This window comes from Lactobacillus porci (assembly GCF_009695985.1).
Classification (GTDB): domain Bacteria; phylum Bacillota; class Bacilli; order Lactobacillales; family Lactobacillaceae; genus Lactobacillus; species Lactobacillus absianus.
The window spans coordinates 84,409-101,358 of record NZ_VUMX01000005.1; the positions used below are offsets into that span (position 1 = coordinate 84,409).

The 16,950-nt window shown below is 53.4% G+C and carries 16 protein-coding genes and 1 pseudogene; 4 read left to right on the forward strand and 13 right to left on the reverse strand.

The window, feature by feature from the left end; genetic code table 11:
• Positions 1 to 5: 5 nt before the first annotated feature.
• From rny to FYJ62_RS03060, 12 genes are all read right to left on the reverse strand, one after another.
• Positions 6 to 1,646, reverse strand: coding sequence for a ribonuclease Y (rny, locus tag FYJ62_RS03005; RefSeq protein ID WP_154547602.1), 1,641 nt, complete (start codon positions 1,644 to 1,646; stop codon positions 6 to 8).
• 172 nt (positions 1,647 to 1,818) lie between these two features.
• Entirely contained in the window at positions 1,819 to 2,952 is a 1,134-nt protein-coding gene (gene recA / locus FYJ62_RS03010) for a recombinase RecA (protein WP_154547604.1), read from the reverse strand.
• 348 nt (positions 2,953 to 3,300) lie between these two features.
• On the reverse strand, positions 3,301 to 3,864 hold the full coding sequence (gene pgsA / locus FYJ62_RS03015; protein ID WP_154547606.1) for a CDP-diacylglycerol--glycerol-3-phosphate 3-phosphatidyltransferase: 564 nt from the start codon (positions 3,862 to 3,864) through the stop codon (positions 3,301 to 3,303).
• A 54-nt stretch (positions 3,865 to 3,918) separates the two neighbouring features.
• Positions 3,919 to 5,136, reverse strand: a complete 1,218-nt coding sequence (locus tag FYJ62_RS03020) for a helix-turn-helix domain-containing protein (RefSeq protein ID WP_154547608.1) — start codon at positions 5,134 to 5,136, stop codon at positions 3,919 to 3,921.
• A 56-nt stretch (positions 5,137 to 5,192) separates the two neighbouring features.
• Positions 5,193 to 5,921: an elongation factor P 5-aminopentanone reductase gene (gene ymfI / locus FYJ62_RS03025; RefSeq protein ID WP_154547610.1), complete on the reverse strand. Its 729-nt coding sequence runs from the start codon at positions 5,919 to 5,921 to the stop codon at positions 5,193 to 5,195.
• Between the two features lie 8 nt (positions 5,922 to 5,929).
• Positions 5,930 to 7,219 carry a M16 family metallopeptidase gene (locus FYJ62_RS03030; protein ID WP_154547612.1) on the reverse strand — a complete coding sequence of 430 codons (1,290 nt, stop codon included), beginning with the start codon at positions 7,217 to 7,219 and terminating at the stop codon, positions 5,930 to 5,932.
• The gene (locus FYJ62_RS03035; RefSeq protein WP_154547614.1) at positions 7,216 to 8,433 is read right to left on the reverse strand and encodes a M16 family metallopeptidase; all 1,218 of its coding nucleotides are present in this window, start codon (positions 8,431 to 8,433) and stop codon (positions 7,216 to 7,218) included. Before FYJ62_RS03035 ends, FYJ62_RS03030 begins: the two co-directional genes overlap by 4 nt.
• Positions 8,433 to 10,850 (reverse strand): FtsK/SpoIIIE family DNA translocase, encoded by a 2,418-nt coding sequence (locus tag FYJ62_RS03040; protein ID WP_154547616.1) that lies wholly within the window; start codon positions 10,848 to 10,850, stop codon positions 8,433 to 8,435. Before FYJ62_RS03040 ends, FYJ62_RS03035 begins: the two co-directional genes overlap by 1 nt.
• Before the next feature lie 19 nt (positions 10,851 to 10,869).
• The gene (locus tag FYJ62_RS03045) at positions 10,870 to 11,265 is read right to left on the reverse strand and encodes a DUF1149 family protein (protein ID WP_154547618.1); all 396 of its coding nucleotides are present in this window, start codon (positions 11,263 to 11,265) and stop codon (positions 10,870 to 10,872) included.
• A gap of 44 nt (positions 11,266 to 11,309) precedes the next feature.
• A complete protein-coding gene (locus FYJ62_RS03050; RefSeq protein WP_154547620.1) occupies positions 11,310 to 11,864 on the reverse strand; it encodes a tRNA (cytidine(34)-2'-O)-methyltransferase in 555 nt (184 codons plus the stop codon).
• A complete protein-coding gene (locus tag FYJ62_RS03055) occupies positions 11,864 to 13,054 on the reverse strand; it encodes an AI-2E family transporter (RefSeq protein ID WP_154547622.1) in 1,191 nt (396 codons plus the stop codon). The genes FYJ62_RS03050 and FYJ62_RS03055 overlap by 1 nt, the downstream gene beginning before the upstream one ends.
• A 12-nt stretch (positions 13,055 to 13,066) precedes the next feature.
• The gene (locus FYJ62_RS03060) at positions 13,067 to 13,447 is read right to left on the reverse strand and encodes a PTS glucitol/sorbitol transporter subunit IIA (RefSeq protein WP_154547624.1); all 381 of its coding nucleotides are present in this window, start codon (positions 13,445 to 13,447) and stop codon (positions 13,067 to 13,069) included.
• Between the two features lie 166 nt (positions 13,448 to 13,613).
• Between FYJ62_RS03060 and FYJ62_RS03065 the strand changes: the two genes are divergently transcribed.
• Genes FYJ62_RS03065 through FYJ62_RS03075 form a run of 3 tightly spaced genes read left to right on the forward strand, consistent with a single transcriptional unit; the run spans position 13,614 to position 15,705 of the window.
• Positions 13,614 to 14,627, forward strand: a complete 1,014-nt coding sequence (locus tag FYJ62_RS03065; RefSeq protein WP_154547626.1) for a lactonase family protein — start codon at positions 13,614 to 13,616, stop codon at positions 14,625 to 14,627.
• Positions 14,628 to 14,639: 12 nt separating this feature from the next.
• Positions 14,640 to 15,467, forward strand: a complete 828-nt coding sequence (locus FYJ62_RS03070; RefSeq protein ID WP_154547628.1) for an undecaprenyl-diphosphate phosphatase — start codon at positions 14,640 to 14,642, stop codon at positions 15,465 to 15,467.
• A gap of 49 nt (positions 15,468 to 15,516) precedes the next feature.
• Positions 15,517 to 15,705 carry a hypothetical protein gene (locus FYJ62_RS03075; protein WP_154547630.1) on the forward strand — a complete coding sequence of 63 codons (189 nt, stop codon included), beginning with the start codon at positions 15,517 to 15,519 and terminating at the stop codon, positions 15,703 to 15,705.
• Positions 15,706 to 15,777: 72 nt separating this feature from the next.
• Here the strand turns inward: FYJ62_RS03075 and tnpA are convergent, their stop codons facing one another.
• Positions 15,778 to 16,239, reverse strand: coding sequence for an IS200/IS605 family transposase (gene tnpA, locus FYJ62_RS03080; RefSeq protein WP_154547632.1), 462 nt, complete (start codon positions 16,237 to 16,239; stop codon positions 15,778 to 15,780).
• A gap of 65 nt (positions 16,240 to 16,304) precedes the next feature.
• Between tnpA and FYJ62_RS03085 the strand changes: the two are divergent.
• Positions 16,305 to 16,950 (forward strand): annotated as a pseudogene (locus FYJ62_RS03085) (RNA-guided endonuclease TnpB family protein); the annotation flags it as partial.

Genomic DNA, 16,950 nt, shown 5'->3' on the forward strand with positions numbered 1-16,950 from the left:
TAGTTTTATTTTGCAACGGCAACTGCCCGTTTCTCACGTATTACTGTAATCTTGATATTGCCTGGGTAATCGAGTTCCTTCTCGATCCGGTCACGAATTTCGTGGGCCAGAACGGTCGTCTGCTCATCAGAGATCTTGCCCGGCTCAACCATCACGCGGACTTCGCGTCCGGCCTGGATGGCATAAGCCTGCTTGACGCCGTCATAGCTGCCAGCAATGTCTTCCAGTTCAGTCAAGCGGCGGATGTAGTTCTCCAAGCTCTCGCTTCTTGCGCCTGGGCGGGCTGATGAAATCGTATCAGCCGCAACAACCAGTTCCGCGATAAATGACAGCTTTGGCACATCGCCGTGGTGAGCCGCGATCGCATTGACTACCAAGTCAGGTTCATGGTACTTGCGTGCCAGTTCAACACCAATTTCAACGTGGGAACCTTCAATATCGTGGTCAATCGCCTTGCCAATATCGTGTAATAATCCCGCGCGAACCGCTAATTTTTCATCCAAACCAAGCTCAGCGGCCATCGTGCCGGCCAGCTTGCCGACTTCGATTGAGTGGGCCAAGACGTTCTGGCCATAGGAAGTCCGGTACTTAAGGCGACCCAGGGTCTTAACCAGTTCTGGGTTCATCCGGTGGATGCCCAGTTCCATCAGGGCACTTTCACCAGCCTCGTAAATGTCGTCATTGACTTCCTTGCGGGCCTTGTCAACCATCTCTTCGATGCGGGCCGGATGGATGCGGCCATCCTTGATCAGCTTCTGCAAAGCCCGCTTGGCTACTTCCCGGCGGATAGAGTCAAAGCCGGACAGGGTGACCGTCTTTGGCGTATCGTCAATGATCAAGTCGACCCCGGTCATGGCCTCAAAGGAGCGGATGTTCCGCCCTTCGCGGCCGATAATCCGGCCCTTCATGTCATCGTTTGGCAGATCCACCACGGAAACCGTGGTTTCAGCGACCGTGTCCGCCGCGCTGCTTTGGATGGCATCGATAATGACCTGGTGGGCATAGCGATCCGCCTTGGCATCAATCTCTTCTTGATTGGCCCGGATCATGTCGACCTTTTCCTTGACCAAGTGGTCAGAAACGTTGGCCAGGACCAGCTTCTTGGCCTCATCCTCGTCCAAGCGCGCTACTTCCAGCAGCTTGGCCTGACGCTGGGCCACCAGTTCATCCGCCTCAGCCAGCTTCTGGGAGACCCGCTCCTCTTGCTGCTTGATTTGGTTCTTCTTTTGTGTGAGTTGATTTTCCCGGTCATCGAGCATGCTGCTCCGGTGATCGAGGGTATCTTCTTTCTGCTGGAGACGGTTCTCCTTGCGGGCCGCTTCATCGCGGCGGACATTGAGCTCGTCTTCAACTTTCTGCCGGTAATCCCTGATCTCTTCCTGGGCTTCCAGGATCTTGGCCTTCTTGTCAGTTTCAGCATCCCGCTTGACGGCTTCAGCTGCCTGCTTCTGGGCCAAGACCTCAGCCTTGGCGGTTTCAACTTCCGCCCTGGCGTCAGCCAAAATATGGTCGGCGTCATGCTGGGCGTTGGCCGCCTTGCTTTCCCAGAGGTGCTTGCGCACCCCGTAGCCGATCAAGAATCCCACGACAATCGAAATAAGAAAAATTACAGCGACTCCTGCGAGAATCAAAGTTGTATTCGTCATAGTTTCGTCGCCCTTATTTCTAGAATTATTCGCACATAGTTAATCATAATTTATATCTGGGGTCTAGTCAATCTACATTAACTGGCGACCGGCATCAAAAAAGGATAAGGGCCAGCCGGTTGGCTGGTCCTTATCCTTAAGATTGAGCTGCCGATGAGCTCTGGCCTTCTTATTAGCCTTGGGCCTTGTCGTCCTTAGCAACTGGCTCAGGATCCTTCTCCTGCTTGCTGTCAGCTGCCTTGGCCTTGCCGTCGGCTTCCTTTTCCCGCTTTTCCTTGATCTTCTCTGGGTTTTCGCGGTCAGCGATTGATTCAGCATCAATGCCGTAAGCCTTGCGGACTTGCCCTTGGATGTCTTCATAGATGTCTGGGTGCTCTTCCAGGTACTTCTTGGCGTTCTCCCGGCCTTGGCCGATCTTTTCGCCCTTGTAGGAGTACCATGAGCCGGCTTTGTCCACGATGTCCTGATCAGCCGCCATATCCAGCAGCTCACCGGACTGGGAGATTCCCTGCCCGTACATGATGTCGACTTCGGCCACCTTGAATGGCGGAGCGACCTTGTTCTTTACGACCTTGATCTTGACCCGGTTGCCGATCACGTTGGCCCCTTGCTTAATCTGCTCAGCCCGGCGGACTTCCAGCCGGATGGTTGAGTAGAACTTCAGGGCGCGGCCGCCTGGAGTAGTTTCCGGGTTGCCGAACATGACGCCAACCTTTTCACGGATCTGGTTGATGAAGATGGCGATGGTCTTGGTCTTGGCGATAGTCCCAGACAGCTTGCGCAGGGCCTGGCTCATCAGCCGGGCTTGCAGGCCAACGTGGGAGTCGCCCATTTCGCCTTCAATTTCCGCCCGTGGGACAAGGGCCGCAACAGAGTCAACGACCACAATGTCAATGGCCCCACTGGAAATCAGGGTGTCAGCGATCTGCAGCCCTTCTTCACCAGTGTTTGGTTGCGACAGAATCAATTGGTCGATGTCAACGCCCAAGGCTTCAGCGTAAGCTGGGTCCATGGCGTTTTCGGCATCGATATAGGCAGCCGTGCCGCCGCGCTTCTGCACTTCAGCCACGGCGTGCAGGGCAACCGTGGTCTTACCGGATGATTCCGGCCCGTAGACTTCCACGATTCTGCCCCGGGGATAGCCACCCACGCCAAGGGCCGCGTCCAGTGCCAATGAGCCTGATGGAACGGTTGAGATCTGGGTATCAACCTTTTCGCCCATCCGCATTACGGCACCCTTACCAAAGTTCTTTTCAATTTTCTTTAAAGCAGCTTCAAGAGCGGCTTGCTTTTCATCTTTAGCCAAATTGTAACCTCCTGGAGATTTTCACTAAATGTATTATACTTTGAACCCATGCGTAAATGCAAGAAAAAAGCGAACAGCAGTTCAAAATAATTTCCCTCCACCTACTATTACACGAAAACAGCCCCTTTTTACCGAAAAAACAGCGAATCTGCCAAAAAAGAGCTGCCTTGGATAAGCGGCGTTGGTTGCGGGGAACGGGGGACGCGGTTTTGCCAAAATCAAGTCCCGAAAAGTACCCTACTGTGCCCCCAAGGCTGCGTAAAGCTTTTTCAAAACCAAACAAAAAACACTCATCTAACGATGGGTGTTTTAAAGCGCTACCCGTTTAAGGGCAACTTCTAATCATAATTACATTGAGCCTTTGAAGACGCTCCATGAGCCACGGAAGTAGTCAATCCCTGAGTAGATGGTGAAGATCAGGGCAAGCCACAGCAGAACCGTCCCAATGTGGAAGATGTCGCCAAAAAGCAGGAAGATGATAGACAGCATCTGGCAAGTCGTCTTGATCTTGCCTGGCATCTTGGCCGCGATAACTTCCCCGTCGTTTTCAACGACGATCAACCGCAAGCCAGTTACGGCCAGCTCACGGCAGACGATGATAGCTACGATCCAAGCTGGAGCCAGGTTCAAGGATACCAAGAAGATGAAGGCGGTCATGGTCAGCATCTTGTCCGCCAATGGGTCGGCAAACTTCCCAAAGTTGGTAACCATGTTGCGTGAACGAGCAATGTGGCCGTCAAACCAGTCAGTTGCTGAAGCTACGGCAAAAACGATCATGGCCACTACTCTGCTCCAGTAGATGGTCGTGCCGGCAAGCGTGAATGAGCCTGCTGGCCAGCCGCAGATAATCAGCAGCATAAAGACAGGGATCAGGAAGATCCGGAAAACGGTCAGTTTGTTTGGTAAATTCATTTCTTATTAACCCTCACTAATATTGCTTGTTCTTGTTTCGATATTCAGTTTGACTTACTTGTTGCTGGAAGCAACTGAACTGGATGAGCTGACTGCTGGAGCACTGCTCTTAGCAGCGTTGACTCTTTGAGATGAGCTTGAAGTGTCCCGCTGGCTGCTGGAGCTGGACTGCTGGCTGCTTGATGATGACGCGGATGAAGCTGAGCTTGCATGGCTTTGGCTGCTTGGTGCTGAGCTAGCACGTGATGATGAGCTTGAAGCTTGTGACCTGCTTGCTGAGCTGTAGCTGCTCTGCGTGCTCGTGCTGCTTTGGTGCGTCGTTGAGCTGGACTGGCTGCTTGAGCTTTCCTTGCCCAAGTAGATCGTCAGGCGGCTAGTGCCGTTGACTGGCGTGAACGGAATCTTCTTGCCGGCAACCGTTACGCTGACGCCAGTGTCCGTGCCCAGGTAGACGATCACGATTGAGTTGTTCTTCACGCTTTCAGTGTGCTTTTCACCAGACTGCAGGGTGCCTTGGTTGGTGATCGCGTTGTTGACTGAAACGTAGTAGTAGATGCTTTGGCTGCTTGAACGGACAACCAATGGCGCTGAGCTCTTCAGGCCAGTGACGCGGTAAGCATTGCCGCCAAGCTTGGCCACTTTGACCGCGCTGGTCTTCTTCTTGCTTGATGATGAGGCTGAGCTGCTCTTCTTTGAGGACTTCTTCTTGGAAGAAATCGTCACGCTTGAGCCTGAAGCACCCTCACCGGCAGTATTTTGCCCCTTGCGGGAGTTGGCAAAAGCAATGGCGGCTACCAAGACCAGCAAAGCGATCCCGCAGCCGATAGCCAAGCGCGGCACGAGCCGGCGCCACTTGGCATTGTCGCTTCCGCGGTTTTCTGCTGGCTTTCTTGGTGCCTGCGGGGCAGCTGGACGGGCCGGTGCTTCGTATCTTGGCTCTGGCTCGGCCTTTGGCTCAGGTTCTTCCGGTTTTTCCGGCTCTGCTTCTTCCTCTTCAGCTGGCTGCTCTGCCTCAGCGTAGTCTTCGTTTGAAACTTCATTGACTGGCGCTTCAGAATACTCATTCAGCAGCTCCTTGCCGTCAAGACCAACGATCTGGGCGTACTGGCGGATGAAGGCCCGTACGTAAAAGTCGCCTGGGAGCTTGTCGAATTCATTGTTTTCGATCGCTTCCAAGTAGCGGCTTTGAATCTTGGTCGTCTTTTCGATATCTGAAATGGAAAGGCCCTTGGCCTCTCTTGCTTTGCGTAACTTCTCTCCGATGCCTGACATTGTTAACCTCTTCAAAAACTTAAAATCTGATTACCAATTATAGCACAATAACTTGATTATTCTAGCCATCCCCCGGTAACATAGATGGTTTGCCCTGTCAAGTAATCGCTTTCAGGATTCAACAGGCAGTCGACCCAGTAGGCAATTTCCTTTGGCTTGGCCAAATGGCCCGCTGGAATCTCCTCAGCCAGCTCATCCAGGGCTTCCGCGGAAAACATGGCATTCATGGCCGTATTGACGGCCCCAGGCGCGACCACGTTGACCGTGAAGCGGCTTGAGGCCACTTCCCGGGCATAAGCTTGGGCAAAGCGGGAAATCCCGCCCTTAGTGGCGCTGTAGACCGCCTCCATGGCTGACCCCTGGCCGCCATAGACCGACCCCAAGTAGACGATCCGGCTGTGATCGTGCTTGAGCAGCTGGTCTTCCAGCATCTTGGTCAGCTTGATCGGGTTTTCCAGGTTGACCTTGATGATCCGGTCAATGATTTCTGAACTCTGCCGGCCCAAAAAGTCATAGTTGGTAATCCCTTGGGCAAATACGACCGCGTTGACCGGCAGCAAGCCCTTGACAAAAGCCAGCAGCTCCTCGTCTTCAGCCAAGAAGTTCAGCTTAATTGGCAGAAAATCCTGGCTGGGATATTGGTCCATTAAACTGGTGGCCAGATTCTCCGCCTCGTTCCAGTTGGAATTGCAATGCAGATAAAGGGACCAGCCGGACTTGGCCAAGCGCTTGGCAATTGCCTGGCCGATCCCGCCGGTCGCCCCAAAGATGATCGCGCGTTTCATTGCGTTTATCAGTCCTCTTCCTCGTCGTTTTCGTCTTTTTCCTCGTCCGCGTCATCCACTTCGATCAAGGCTGAGTAAAAGCCCGCCTTGTCCAGCAGACTGGCACAGAAATTGCAGTATTCATCAAAATTCAAAGCCTGCATCTTGGCCACGTTTTCAAAAAGATCCTCATCGTCAAGGCTCTCTTCGGCCAATTCCACTGCCAAGCCCGCGATATTGTTCAGGCTGCGGACGGTCTGGGCCAGCCAGACCCGCTTTTGCAGGTTGAAGAACTCCCGCATGGCAGGCAATTTGCTGGCAGCAAACAGGGCCTTGGGGGCCAGTTCTTCTTTGATGGCGGAAATTACCTTCCGGGCATCTGGGCTCATCCCCATGATCACGGCATAGTTGCCCTGGCGGGTATAGGTGACGTTGATCTGGAGCGGCTGGTTGAGCAGCTGGCCACGGCGCATTTTAGCATACCAGGCACTGGCTGAACCCAATTTTGATTCTAACATGATTTCCAGGAGAATTTGGGCCAGGTCCTGACTGTCTAACACTTTCTTAAAGTTTTTCAAGTTGAGGCAGACGGCAAACAATGGCACGCTCCCCCCGGAAAGAACCAGGGGCTCCTTCGGCTGGCGCTTGTTCCTGACCTTTTTGCCCGCCTGCGGGCCTCTCCCTGGCTTGATGAGCGTTTCTTGCAAATGACCGACCTGGCGGAAGATGGTCTTGACCTGGTTGTCTGAGAAATCGCCGCAGGCCACGAAGGACATCCGGCCAGCCAGGTAGTTGTCATCATAGGCTTTTTGCAGCTTTTTCTTGTCGACGCTGGCTATGGACTCCTTAGTCCCGGCTACGTCAATGGCCAGGTTGCTGTCGCCATAAACGCTCCGCATCAATACATCCCCCAGGGGCCAGTCCGGCTCATCCTGGTACATGGCCAGCTCCTGCTGTATGATCGGAATTTCCTTCTTAACGTTTTCATCGGTAAAGTAGGGCTTGCCGACCAAATCAAACAGCAGGTCGATCGTCGGCGCCACGTTCTTTACCCCGCTGGCGTAATACATGGTCTCGTTGAAAGAGGTAAAGGCATTGACATCGCTGCCCAGCTTCTCAAATTCCAGGGACAGGTCGCCTGACTCCTGCGCGAACAGCTTATGCTCCAAAAAGTGGGCCAAGCCGGGCACGGGCTGGTCGTCGCTTGAGCCAAAGTCGACGATGATCCCCATGAAGCGGCGGTTGAAGCCGGGGCGGAGGATGATCTCAGCCTTGAAGCCGGACGGGTAGTTTTTCTTAATAATCGTCGGTTTTATCATCTTAATACATAGCTTTCATTCAAAATCAGCTTTTGGGCAAACTCGCGCAGCTTGTTGACCGTCACGGCCTTGGCTGCCTTGATCTGGTCAAAATCCGCGTACTCTGGCTTCAGCTCCCCGCGCAGCTGCTTGGAGAGCAGCCAGCTTTCCTGGTCCTGGCCTAACAGGGTCTGGTTGACCAGCGCCTGCTTGCTTTGCTTGAGCAGGCCAGGATCGATCCGGCCGGCGGCAACCTTCTTCATTTCCTCAACAATGATCTGCTTGGCCCGGTCCACTTTTTCCGGATCCAAACCCGCGTTGATCAAAAAGAGGGAATTATCGACAAACCAGCTGGACTCAACCGCGTAAGCCGCCCCATTCTCCTCGCGGACCTTGGTAAACAGGCGGGAAGACTGCTCGCCGGTTAAATAGTGGCGCAGGACCAGGCCAGTGATCTGGTCTGGCAAATTGCCCGCCCCGCTATAGGCATAGCCCAAAAAGAGCTGGGCCTGCTGGTTGCCCTGAACTTCTGCTTTTTCAAGGTCAAGCTTTGGCGCCTTGATTTTTAAGGCATTATCCGCGAATTCGCGGGTCAGCCCCTTGTAGTTGAAGTACTTTTTGGCCAGACGCTCGACTTGTCCCTTGTCATAGGCATTGCCCAAAAAGACGACCGGCATGGCCGGCAGGCTGGCCACGAAACGGTTCATCTCTTGCACCGTCGCGTCTTCAATCAGGTCAATCGGCCCCATGAAGGAGCTGGCATAGTCGGGCTGGCTGGCGTACCAGTTGTCAAAGAAGGCCGCCAGGGCATAGTTGCTTGGCTCAGCCATCAGGGTCTGGTAGTCATCGGCCAGCTGTCTTTGGGCCAATTCCAGGACTTCCTTGCTGAGCAGCGGCCCCGTGACCAGCTGGGCAAAAGTCTCCATGACGGTCTCATAGGTGTAGTCAGGGTCCAGGATCTGCTGGGGTTCGACAAAATCGGCCAAGTAGGACAGGATCAGGTCCTTCCCATACAGCTGGACCGTAGCCTCAAAGCGCATGGAATACAGTTCTTCCAGGCGCAGGAGCTGCTGGCCCACTGACGGGTAGGCGTTTGAGGCGTCCATCTGCATCCGGCACAGCAAGGAGGCAAAGGCCATGTTGTGGCGGGTCAGCGGTAAGCGCAAAAAACAGCCAAGATTGGCTGTCGTGAATTTTTCGTTTTTTTCAATTGCAATATTCAAGGCATTGTTCATTATTCATCTTGTCCTTCAGCTGGCAGGAGGACCTTGCGCGGCTTAGACCCTTCTGAAGGTCCGACCACGCCATGGTCTTCCATTTCATCAATGAGCCGGGCGGCTCGGTTGTAGCCAATTCTAAAGCGGCGCTGGAGCATGGAGACGGAAGCCTGGCGCTGGCGGCGGACCAGGTCGACGGCCTGCTGGTAGTACTCATCGTCTGGCTCCTCGCTCTTGCTGTCTTCCTCCTCGTCTCCGGCCTGCGGAATCATCTCTTCATCGTAGTCCGCTTCCTTTTGCTTCTTGACCCAGTCAACCACGTTCTCGACCTCGTCGACCGTGATGTAGGCCCCTTGGATTCTTTCCGGCTTGGAAGCCCCAATCGGCATGTAGAGCATGTCCCCGCGGCCCAGCAACTTTTCGGCACCGACTTGGTCCAAAATGGTCCGGGAGTCGACCCCGCTGGAAACGGCAAAAGAAATTCTGGATGGCACGTTGGCCTTGATCAGGCCAGTAATGACGTCAACGCTGGGTCTTTGGGTCGCCAGGATCATGTGAATGCCGGCTGCCCGGGCCATCTGCCCCAAGCGGACGATTGAGCCTTCGACTTCGTGGCCCCCGACCATCATCAAGTCGCTCAATTCGTCGACCACGACCAGGATGTATGGCATCACCGGCATGACTGGCTTGGACTTGTCCGCGTTGTTGGCTTCGGCTTTGGCATTGTACTCGTCCATGTTGCGGACGCTGCCCGCGGCAAAAATCTTGTAGCGCCGCTCCATCTCGTCAACGACCTTCTTCAAGGCCTTGGCGGCTAATCTGGAATCGGTCACGACGGGAATCAGCAAGTGGGGAATGCCAGCGTAGACTGACAGTTCGACCATCTTGGGGTCGATCAGAACCAGCTTGACCTTTTCAGGCCGCGCCTTCATCAAGATGCTGGTCAAAATGGTGTTGATGGCCACGGACTTGCCGGAGCCGGTTGACCCGGCCACCAGCAGGTGGGGCATCTTGGCCAGGTTGGCGCTGATGATCTGGCCGGTAACGTCCTTGCCCAAAGGCACGCACATGGGGTCTTCGCGGGACTTGGAATCCTGGTGCTCCATGACCTCTTTAAAGGCCACGACCGTGCTCTTCTGGTTGGGCACTTCAATCCCAATGTACGGCTTGCCTGGGATCGGAGCTTCAATCCGGATGTCTTTGGCAGCCAGGGCCAAGGCCAGGTCATCGGCTAGGTTGACGATCTTGGATACCTTGACCCCAACGGCCGGCTGCACCTCATAACGGGTGATCGTCGGCCCCAGAATCGCCTTTTTGACATTGACCTTGACGCCGAAGCTGTTGAAGGTCTTTTCCAAAATCGCCGTGTTTCTGGCAATCAGGTCCTTGTCCTGGCTTTGATCGCTCGCCTTGACCGGGTTGAGCAGCGAGATCGGCGGCAATTCATAATGGTCGCTCCCAACTGGCTCCACTTCTTGGTCCAGGCCGTGGTCAACCTGGCTGTCGGCCAAGATCATCTTCTGATCTTCTTCAGCACGTGAGCGCGGCTTTGGCAAATCGTCAGCCTCAAGGGAATGGTTGACCTGCAGGTCATCGGGATCAGCGTGCTGCTCGGCCACTTGAATCGTCGGCAGCGATGGCGCTTCTTCAGGAACCGGCTGCTTGGCCTTGACCTGGTCCTTGATCTTGTCTTTGACCGGCCCAAGGCCAGCCAATGGGTCGCGCAGCTTGGCCCGGTTTGGCGACTCTGCTTCAGGAGCGGCTTTAGCCGCCTGCAAGCGGGCCTCCTGGCGCTTTTCCCGAGCCTGGTCATAGCGGCTCTTCATCTGCCCGGCCCCATCCCGGGTCTGGGCAATAAAGGTCCGGCTGATTTTTTGAAAAAGGCCCAGGATGGTCCGGAACTTGACGTCAAAGAACATCAAGATTCCGCTGACCAAGGCCAAGACGGCCAGGCAGCTGCTGCCGGCCTCGCCCAAAAGCGGGTAAAGCCAGGAGAACAGGAGGCTGCCCAGCCAGCCGCCGCCGACTTTGACCGTCACGTTGGCGCGGGCAAATTCCTCACCCATGATCGTCTTAAAGGCCAGCATGAAGTCACTGTGGACGTCCCTGGCCAAAAAGAAGCGGCTGCTGAAGAGCACGAGCAGGGCCAGATAGGCCATGACCAAGCCGCTGCTGCGCTTGAAGCCAAAGCGGGGCGGCTTGCTGTAGACCAGCATGACCAAGCCAAACATCGCCATGAGCCCCGCCAAGAGCAGGTAGCTGTCGCCGACCAGCAGGCGCAGGAGGTTGGCCGTCTGATTGCCCAGCCAGCCAAAGCGCAAAAACGCCAAAATGGCTACCAAGATCAGTAAAATCCCGGTAACCACCCAGTTCAATGATTCTGTTTTTTTAGTTGATGCTTTCTTTTTTCTTGCCTGCCTTTTTCTTTTAGGCATGTACTCACCTGCTTAGCGCTTAAAAATTAGGTTGGAAGTCCAGGTTGATTGGTTCTTCCAAAGCAACTTGCGTTACTTCGTAAGTCAAGGTTTCAATGTACTCAACCAATGGCCGGCTGAGCAGGCGGTAGGTTTCCTGGTCCAGGTCCTGGCCGTCGCCATGGTAGCCCAGCAATTGGACTACTTGGGTGTTCACGCCGGAGATTTCAATGGAGTTTTCTTCATCTGGAGTCACGTCGTAAACAACGGCAACTTCGTAGTAGCCGCCCGCTTCACCCGCGTCTTCAGTGCCGTCGTCAGCAGTTGCGACCACTTGGCGGATGGCTACGTTGACTTCGTTCTTTTCTTCTGGCTCGTCCAGCAGGTCATAGTGAAAGGCGCGGACAATGATTGGGGTTTGCTTGTTAAAATCCATTTTGTTACCTCATGTATTTCTTTAATTTTCTTTCTGAAGCCGGCCTAATGCCCCAGGCTGCGCTGGTAGCGGCCAGGCCGGTTATAGTCGTCCTTCAGCTTGTCGTTGGCGTAGTGGTGGGATTTTTCCATATTTGGAAAGCCTTGCTGGCGCAGGGCTTCAAAAATCACGATCGCCGCGGAGTTGGACAGGTTGAAGGCCCGGATCTTGTCGGACATAGGGATGCGCAGGTTGCGTTCCTCATATTGTCGCATAAAGGTCTCAGGTAGGCCAGTCGTTTCCCGTCCGAAGACGAAGAAGTAGTCCTTGCTCTCGTCAGTGTAGTCCACGTCCGTATAGGACTTGCTGGAGAACTTGGAGATCAGGTACATCTCCGCGTTTTCCGGCAGGCTGGCCAGGAAAGCGCGCAAGTCGTCGTGGCGGTGAAGCTCGACCTCGCCGCCGTAGTCCAGGACGGCCCGCTTGAGGTGCTTGTCATCCAACTGGAAGCCCAGAGGCTCAATCAAGTCCAGGACGGTATTGGTCCCCGCGCAGGTCCGGGCAATGTTGCCCGTATTATCCGGAATTTCCGGTTCAAACAAAACAATATGATTGGTCATTATTTTCCTTTCTGCTCTTCGCCTAAGTCAGCCTTGGCCTCCGTTTCCGCCGCTTCCCCGTCATCGTTGTACAAGTGTGAAACCTTGCGGTAGTAGTTGTAGAAGCGACTGACAAAAATCTTCAAAACGGCATACAGGGGAATTCCGGCAACCACGCCCCACAGGCCCCAGACGGATCCTGCCCCCAGCATGACGATGATGGTCGTCACTGGGTGCATCTTCATCCGGTTGCCCACGATCATCGGGCTGATCACCCGGGTTTCGATCACCTGTTCAATGGCAAAGACGAGCAAAACCTTCAAGACCATTGACCAGGAGGTTACGGCCGCGACGATCAAAGACGGGATCAAGCCGATCGTGGTCCCAAAATAAGGGATCAGGTTCATGCATCCCGCGAAGATCGCCAAAGCCGCACCATAGGACTGGCCGATAATGGAATAGCCGATGAAGAACATGATGCCAACGCAGAAGGCCACGCTCATCTGCCCTCTGACATAAGAGGACAAAGCCGCGTTGACCTCATGCAGCAGCTCACTGGTTGCCTTTTCCCAGCGCTCAGGCGCGAACTTGACCAGGTAAGGCCGCAATTCGTGCCCGTCCTTGAGCATGAAGAACAGGATAAAGGGAGCCGTGAACAGGGTCATGAAGACCGTTGCCGCGACGTTGACGGCGCTGGTCAGGCTGCTCAGGGCATTGCCGATCGCTTTGTCGCCAATTTGGCTCATGTTCTTCTGGAGGCTGGCCAGCTGCTTGTCGATGGAAGCACGCACCGTCCCCATTCTGGGGTCCTTGAGGACTCCTTGCACGGCTTCAGAGGCATTCTTCCAAATTGAAGGCCAGTTGTCGATCAATGACTGAATCTGGTGCTGGAGCAAAGGAATCAGGGTATTGATCATCCAAACCAGGAAGCAGATGACGAGGGCGAAAATCAGTAGAATCGTCACCGTCCGCGGCACCTTGAACTTCTTTTCAAGCCAGTCCACCACCGGGTTCATCAAGTAGTACTGCAGCAAGGCTAAAATCACTGGCGGCAGGATGGCCCACATGAAGGTCTTGACTGGGTTCAGGACAAAGGAAACCTTGTTGAAGATCAGGACGATGACCAGACACAGAAAAATATTGATCAGGCCTACGCTGAAGCGGTTGTCAAGCACCCACTGCGTGAAGATGTTGTCCTTCTTCTTCTTCATCTTGCCACTCTTCTAAAGGTGTTCGTAAACGATTTCGTCATCCACTCTGAAGACTGGCATTTCCTGGTCGGCTGGGCAGTCGACGTAGATAGCGTTGGACATTGGCTTCTTTGGCACTTCAGTCGTGAAGAAGAGGCTTGCGTGCTGCAGCTTCTTCAGGTTGCTGTTGACCAGGGAGCCAGTGTATTCGATATCGTAGGTAATGCCGTCAATCGTGATGGTATCGCCCTTCTTCAATACGATGCTGGCAGCTGGGGTATCCGCGTCAAATTCTTGAATGACGGAAACGTCAGCTAACTCTTCATTGGCGCTTTCGCCAAACAAAATAACAACTCGGTCTTCTGGGCTGATTGCTTTTGGCCCAATTTTTTTAATAGTAGAAATCCATTTCATTTTTATCACCTGATTAAATTCTAACATACTAGCCAGCACAACTTAAGAAGCATGGCCAAGAAAAAAGCTTAATAATTCTTAACGCGTCTTAAGGAACTGTCGACAATTGCATCTTATCATATTAATATGTAAGTTGAACTTTTGTGTATTGATTAAGGAGGTTAACATGCATATTTTAATTGGTGGATACACCAAGCACGAATCTGAAGGCATCTATCAGTTTGACTTCATCGGCGCTGGCAATGAAGCCCACCTTGAACAAGGCCGGAACGTAGTTAAAGTTGGCGGCCCAACCTACTTCCAAAAGGCCGGCGACTTGATCTTCACCATCAAGAACGAAAACGGCCAAGGCGGCATCGCCGCCTACCGCCGCGGCAAGCTGGTCAGCCAGCTGATCCACGACGGGTCATCCCCGGCCTACGTCGGCATCAACCAGGACAAGCGGCTGCTCTACACGGCCAACTACCACACTGGCATGCTGTCCGTGATCAGCTATGACGAACAAGGCCAGCTGACCCTGCTGGACCAGGTCAAGCACGAAGACCGGGCCCTGGGGCCAAAGCCTGAGCAGGATACCGCCCACCCTCACTACTTCGATGAGACGCCAGGCGGTCACCTGGTCTCCTGCGACCTGGGCCAAGACAGAGTCGACTTCTACGCCTTTAAGGACGGCAAGCTCAGCCACCTGGCCAGCTACCAGAACGAGGACGGCTTCGGCACCCGCCACCTGGTCTTTGATCCAAGCGGCCAGTACTTCTACGTGACCGGGGAACTCTCAAGCCAGGTCAACGTGGTCAAGTTTGACGAAGCCAGCTGGATGTTCCAGAACGTGGCCACCTACTCCACGATCCCGGCTGACTGGGACAAGCACAACGGGGCCGCGGCCATCCGCATGTCCAAGGACGGCCGCTTCATCTATGTCTCCAACCGCGGCAACGACTCCATTGCCGTCTTTGAAGTCAAGGCCGACCACACCCTGAAGCTGATCCAAAGAGTTTCAACTTTTGGCGAATTTCCCCGCGACTTCAACTGGGATGAAGAAGAAGCGTACGTCGTTGCGGCCAACCAAAACACCAACAACGCGACTCTCTACGCCAGAAACGCGGCTGACGGCAGCCTGACCCCATTGGTCAAAAATATTCAAGTGCCAGAAGGCACCCACGTCTTGTTTACTGAATAGTTAGGAAGTTTTATGTTAGATATCTTTAAAGCAATTATCCTCGGCATCGTTGAAGGGATCACGGAATTCCTGCCAATCTCCTCCACGGGCCACTTGTACCTGGCCGACTACGTAGTCAAGCTTAGTCAGCCAAAGGCCTTCATCGACATGTTCATGGTGGTCATCCAGCTGGGAGCCATCCTCAGCGTGATCGTGATCTATTTCCACAAGCTGAACCCCTTCTCGCCAAAGAAGAGCAGCCGGGAAAAGGGCCAGACCTGGCAGATCTGGTTCAAGGTCATCGTGGCCGTCCTGCCGTCAGTCATCATCGGCCTGCCCTTAAACGACTGGCTTGAAGCCCACGCGACTACTTGGCAGGTGATCTCAGCCACCTTGATCATCTACGGCGTGCTCTTCATCATCTTGGAAAACTACTACTCCAAGAAGGAGCCAAGCTTGACCAACCTGAACTCCTTGAGCTACCAGACGGCCTTGCTGATCGGCTGCTTCCAGGTGCTGTCCCTGGTTCCTGGGACTTCCCGCTCTGGGGCTACTATTTTAGGGGCCATGCTGATTGGCTGCAGCCGCTTCGTTTCCACGGAATTCTCCTTCTTCCTGGCCATCCCGACCATGTTTGGGGCTTCCCTGCTGAAGCTGGTCAAGTTCTTCAAGACCGGGCACGTTTTCGTCGGCAACCAGCTGGCTATCCTGCTGGTCGGCCTGGTGGTCTCCTTCATCGTGGCCTACCTGTCAATCAAGTTCCTGCTTAAGTACGTGCAGACCCACGACTTCAAGCCATTCGGCTGGTACCGGATCATCCTCGGGATTGTCGTAATTGCTTGCGGCTTAATCTTTGCCTAAGCTGGCAAAATCTGCTATGATTGCCTCTTAAGATAAGGACGGTGAGAAAATGCTGGAGCTGTTATGTCTCTTGTTTGTATTGTGGCTCTGCTTCAAGCTGGGCGTCGGCCTCTTTAAGGTCTTGATGTTCCTGCTGGGCATTGGCCTCCTCTTCGCTTTTGTCTCTTCCCTGGTCCTGCCGCTCCTCGGCCTCCTGGCCGCTGGCGGCATTGCCTGGGCCGCGATCAAGCGCTTTTGATTAAAAAGCGTGCTTGACTCGTGTCTTTAGACATGAGTCAAGCACGAAAAAGCGCCCCAGAGGGGCGCTTTTTTAGTTTCTATTTCTTCTCCTTCTTTCCAATTCGCCATACTTGCCATTCTGCTGTTTTTTCATGGCTGCAGTGTACTGAGATGCGATATAGTTTTTCACGACTTCTTTGCTCATGTCGCCTAAAGTGCTCATGAAATAGCTCGGGGACCAGAGATGACCACCCCAAAGCATCTGTTTAGTTTCCGGGTGCAGCTCAAACCATTTCCGTGCCGTCCAGCCTTTCAGCCCCTTAACCACATCTACAGGTCTCTGCTTTGGCGAAAACGAGATTAGCAGGTGAACGTGATCGGGCATTACTTCCATTTGCTGGATGTCGATGTCTGACATAGCCGCTCTTTTTTGAAGCAGCTCCTTCATTTCTCCAACCTTTTCCGGGCTGTCAAAGACTTCTTTCCGATACTTGGTTACGAAAACTAGATGAAAATTAAAGTTATAAACGCAACCTCTTTCATGAATAATCATAGTGCATACATTCTTTCTTTATGTTATGATTGTAGCGCAAAATAAGAGAAAGAAGGCGTGCATCTGTGTCTAATGACGAAAAGTATGGCTTTACCAGACAGTACCACGTGCTGCTGACTGACAAGCAAAAAATCCAACATAAGAAGGCATTGGAAACCCAGAATGCTTTGTTTCAGTACGCTTTAAAGTATCTCTTTAAGACATATGGCGTTAAACATATCGGAAGGCCTATGCCGGCCAGCAAAAAGCCCATTCAATACGTCCTCAACAAGATAAAAGCAGCTTTTATCAAGGACAAGTACGACTTAGATCGCTGGAGTAAGTCCGTGCTGTTTTTGTCATCGCATTCAGCCGATGAGTTTCTCAAGACCGTCTACACTAACTTCACGCAGTACCGCAAGCGCTTGGAGAAAGCGGACAAAGGCATGAATGCCAAAGCCCGCTACAATTTTAAGATGAACGTTACCAAAGACAAGCACGGAAAGCACAAGAATCAGCTTCACAAGTCTTGGTATCACAAGGGATCTATCGGCTTTTTGAGAAATGGCGCAAGCTTTAGAACCATCACTTCGCAAAAGCTTCCGGTAGATTCCAAAGGCGGCATCAGAATCGAGGGCAAGCATACAGACAATCATACCTTCTTAACAGTCGCCGACTTCGGCACGGTTGAAGTCATTGAGGATCTGTCAGATTTGAACTTGAAGGACATTG

Coding starts and splice junctions, on each gene's coding strand:
- rny (WP_154547602.1), bottom strand. CDS start 1,646: ATGACGAATACAACTTTGATTCTCGCAGGAGTCGCTGTAATTTTTCTT.
- pgsA (WP_154547606.1), bottom strand. CDS start 3,864: ATGAATTTACCAAACAAACTGACCGTTTTCCGGATCTTCCTGATCCCT.
- FYJ62_RS03020 (WP_154547608.1), bottom strand. CDS start 5,136: ATGTCAGGCATCGGAGAGAAGTTACGCAAAGCAAGAGAGGCCAAGGGC.
- ymfI (WP_154547610.1), bottom strand. CDS start 5,921: ATGAAACGCGCGATCATCTTTGGGGCGACCGGCGGGATCGGCCAGGCA.
- FYJ62_RS03030 (WP_154547612.1), bottom strand. CDS start 7,219: ATGATAAAACCGACGATTATTAAGAAAAACTACCCGTCCGGCTTCAAG.
- FYJ62_RS03035 (WP_154547614.1), bottom strand. CDS start 8,433: ATGAACAATGCCTTGAATATTGCAATTGAAAAAAACGAAAAATTCACG.
- FYJ62_RS03040 (WP_154547616.1), bottom strand. CDS start 10,850: ATGCCTAAAAGAAAAAGGCAGGCAAGAAAAAAGAAAGCATCAACTAAA.
- FYJ62_RS03045 (WP_154547618.1), bottom strand. CDS start 11,265: ATGGATTTTAACAAGCAAACCCCAATCATTGTCCGCGCCTTTCACTAT.
- FYJ62_RS03050 (WP_154547620.1), bottom strand. CDS start 11,864: ATGACCAATCATATTGTTTTGTTTGAACCGGAAATTCCGGATAATACG.
- FYJ62_RS03055 (WP_154547622.1), bottom strand. CDS start 13,054: ATGAAGAAGAAGAAGGACAACATCTTCACGCAGTGGGTGCTTGACAAC.
- FYJ62_RS03060 (WP_154547624.1), bottom strand. CDS start 13,447: ATGAAATGGATTTCTACTATTAAAAAAATTGGGCCAAAAGCAATCAGC.
- FYJ62_RS03065 (WP_154547626.1), top strand. CDS start 13,614: ATGCATATTTTAATTGGTGGATACACCAAGCACGAATCTGAAGGCATC.
- FYJ62_RS03070 (WP_154547628.1), top strand. CDS start 14,640: ATGTTAGATATCTTTAAAGCAATTATCCTCGGCATCGTTGAAGGGATC.
- FYJ62_RS03075 (WP_154547630.1), top strand. CDS start 15,517: ATGCTGGAGCTGTTATGTCTCTTGTTTGTATTGTGGCTCTGCTTCAAG.
- tnpA (WP_154547632.1), bottom strand. CDS start 16,239: ATGATTATTCATGAAAGAGGTTGCGTTTATAACTTTAATTTTCATCTA.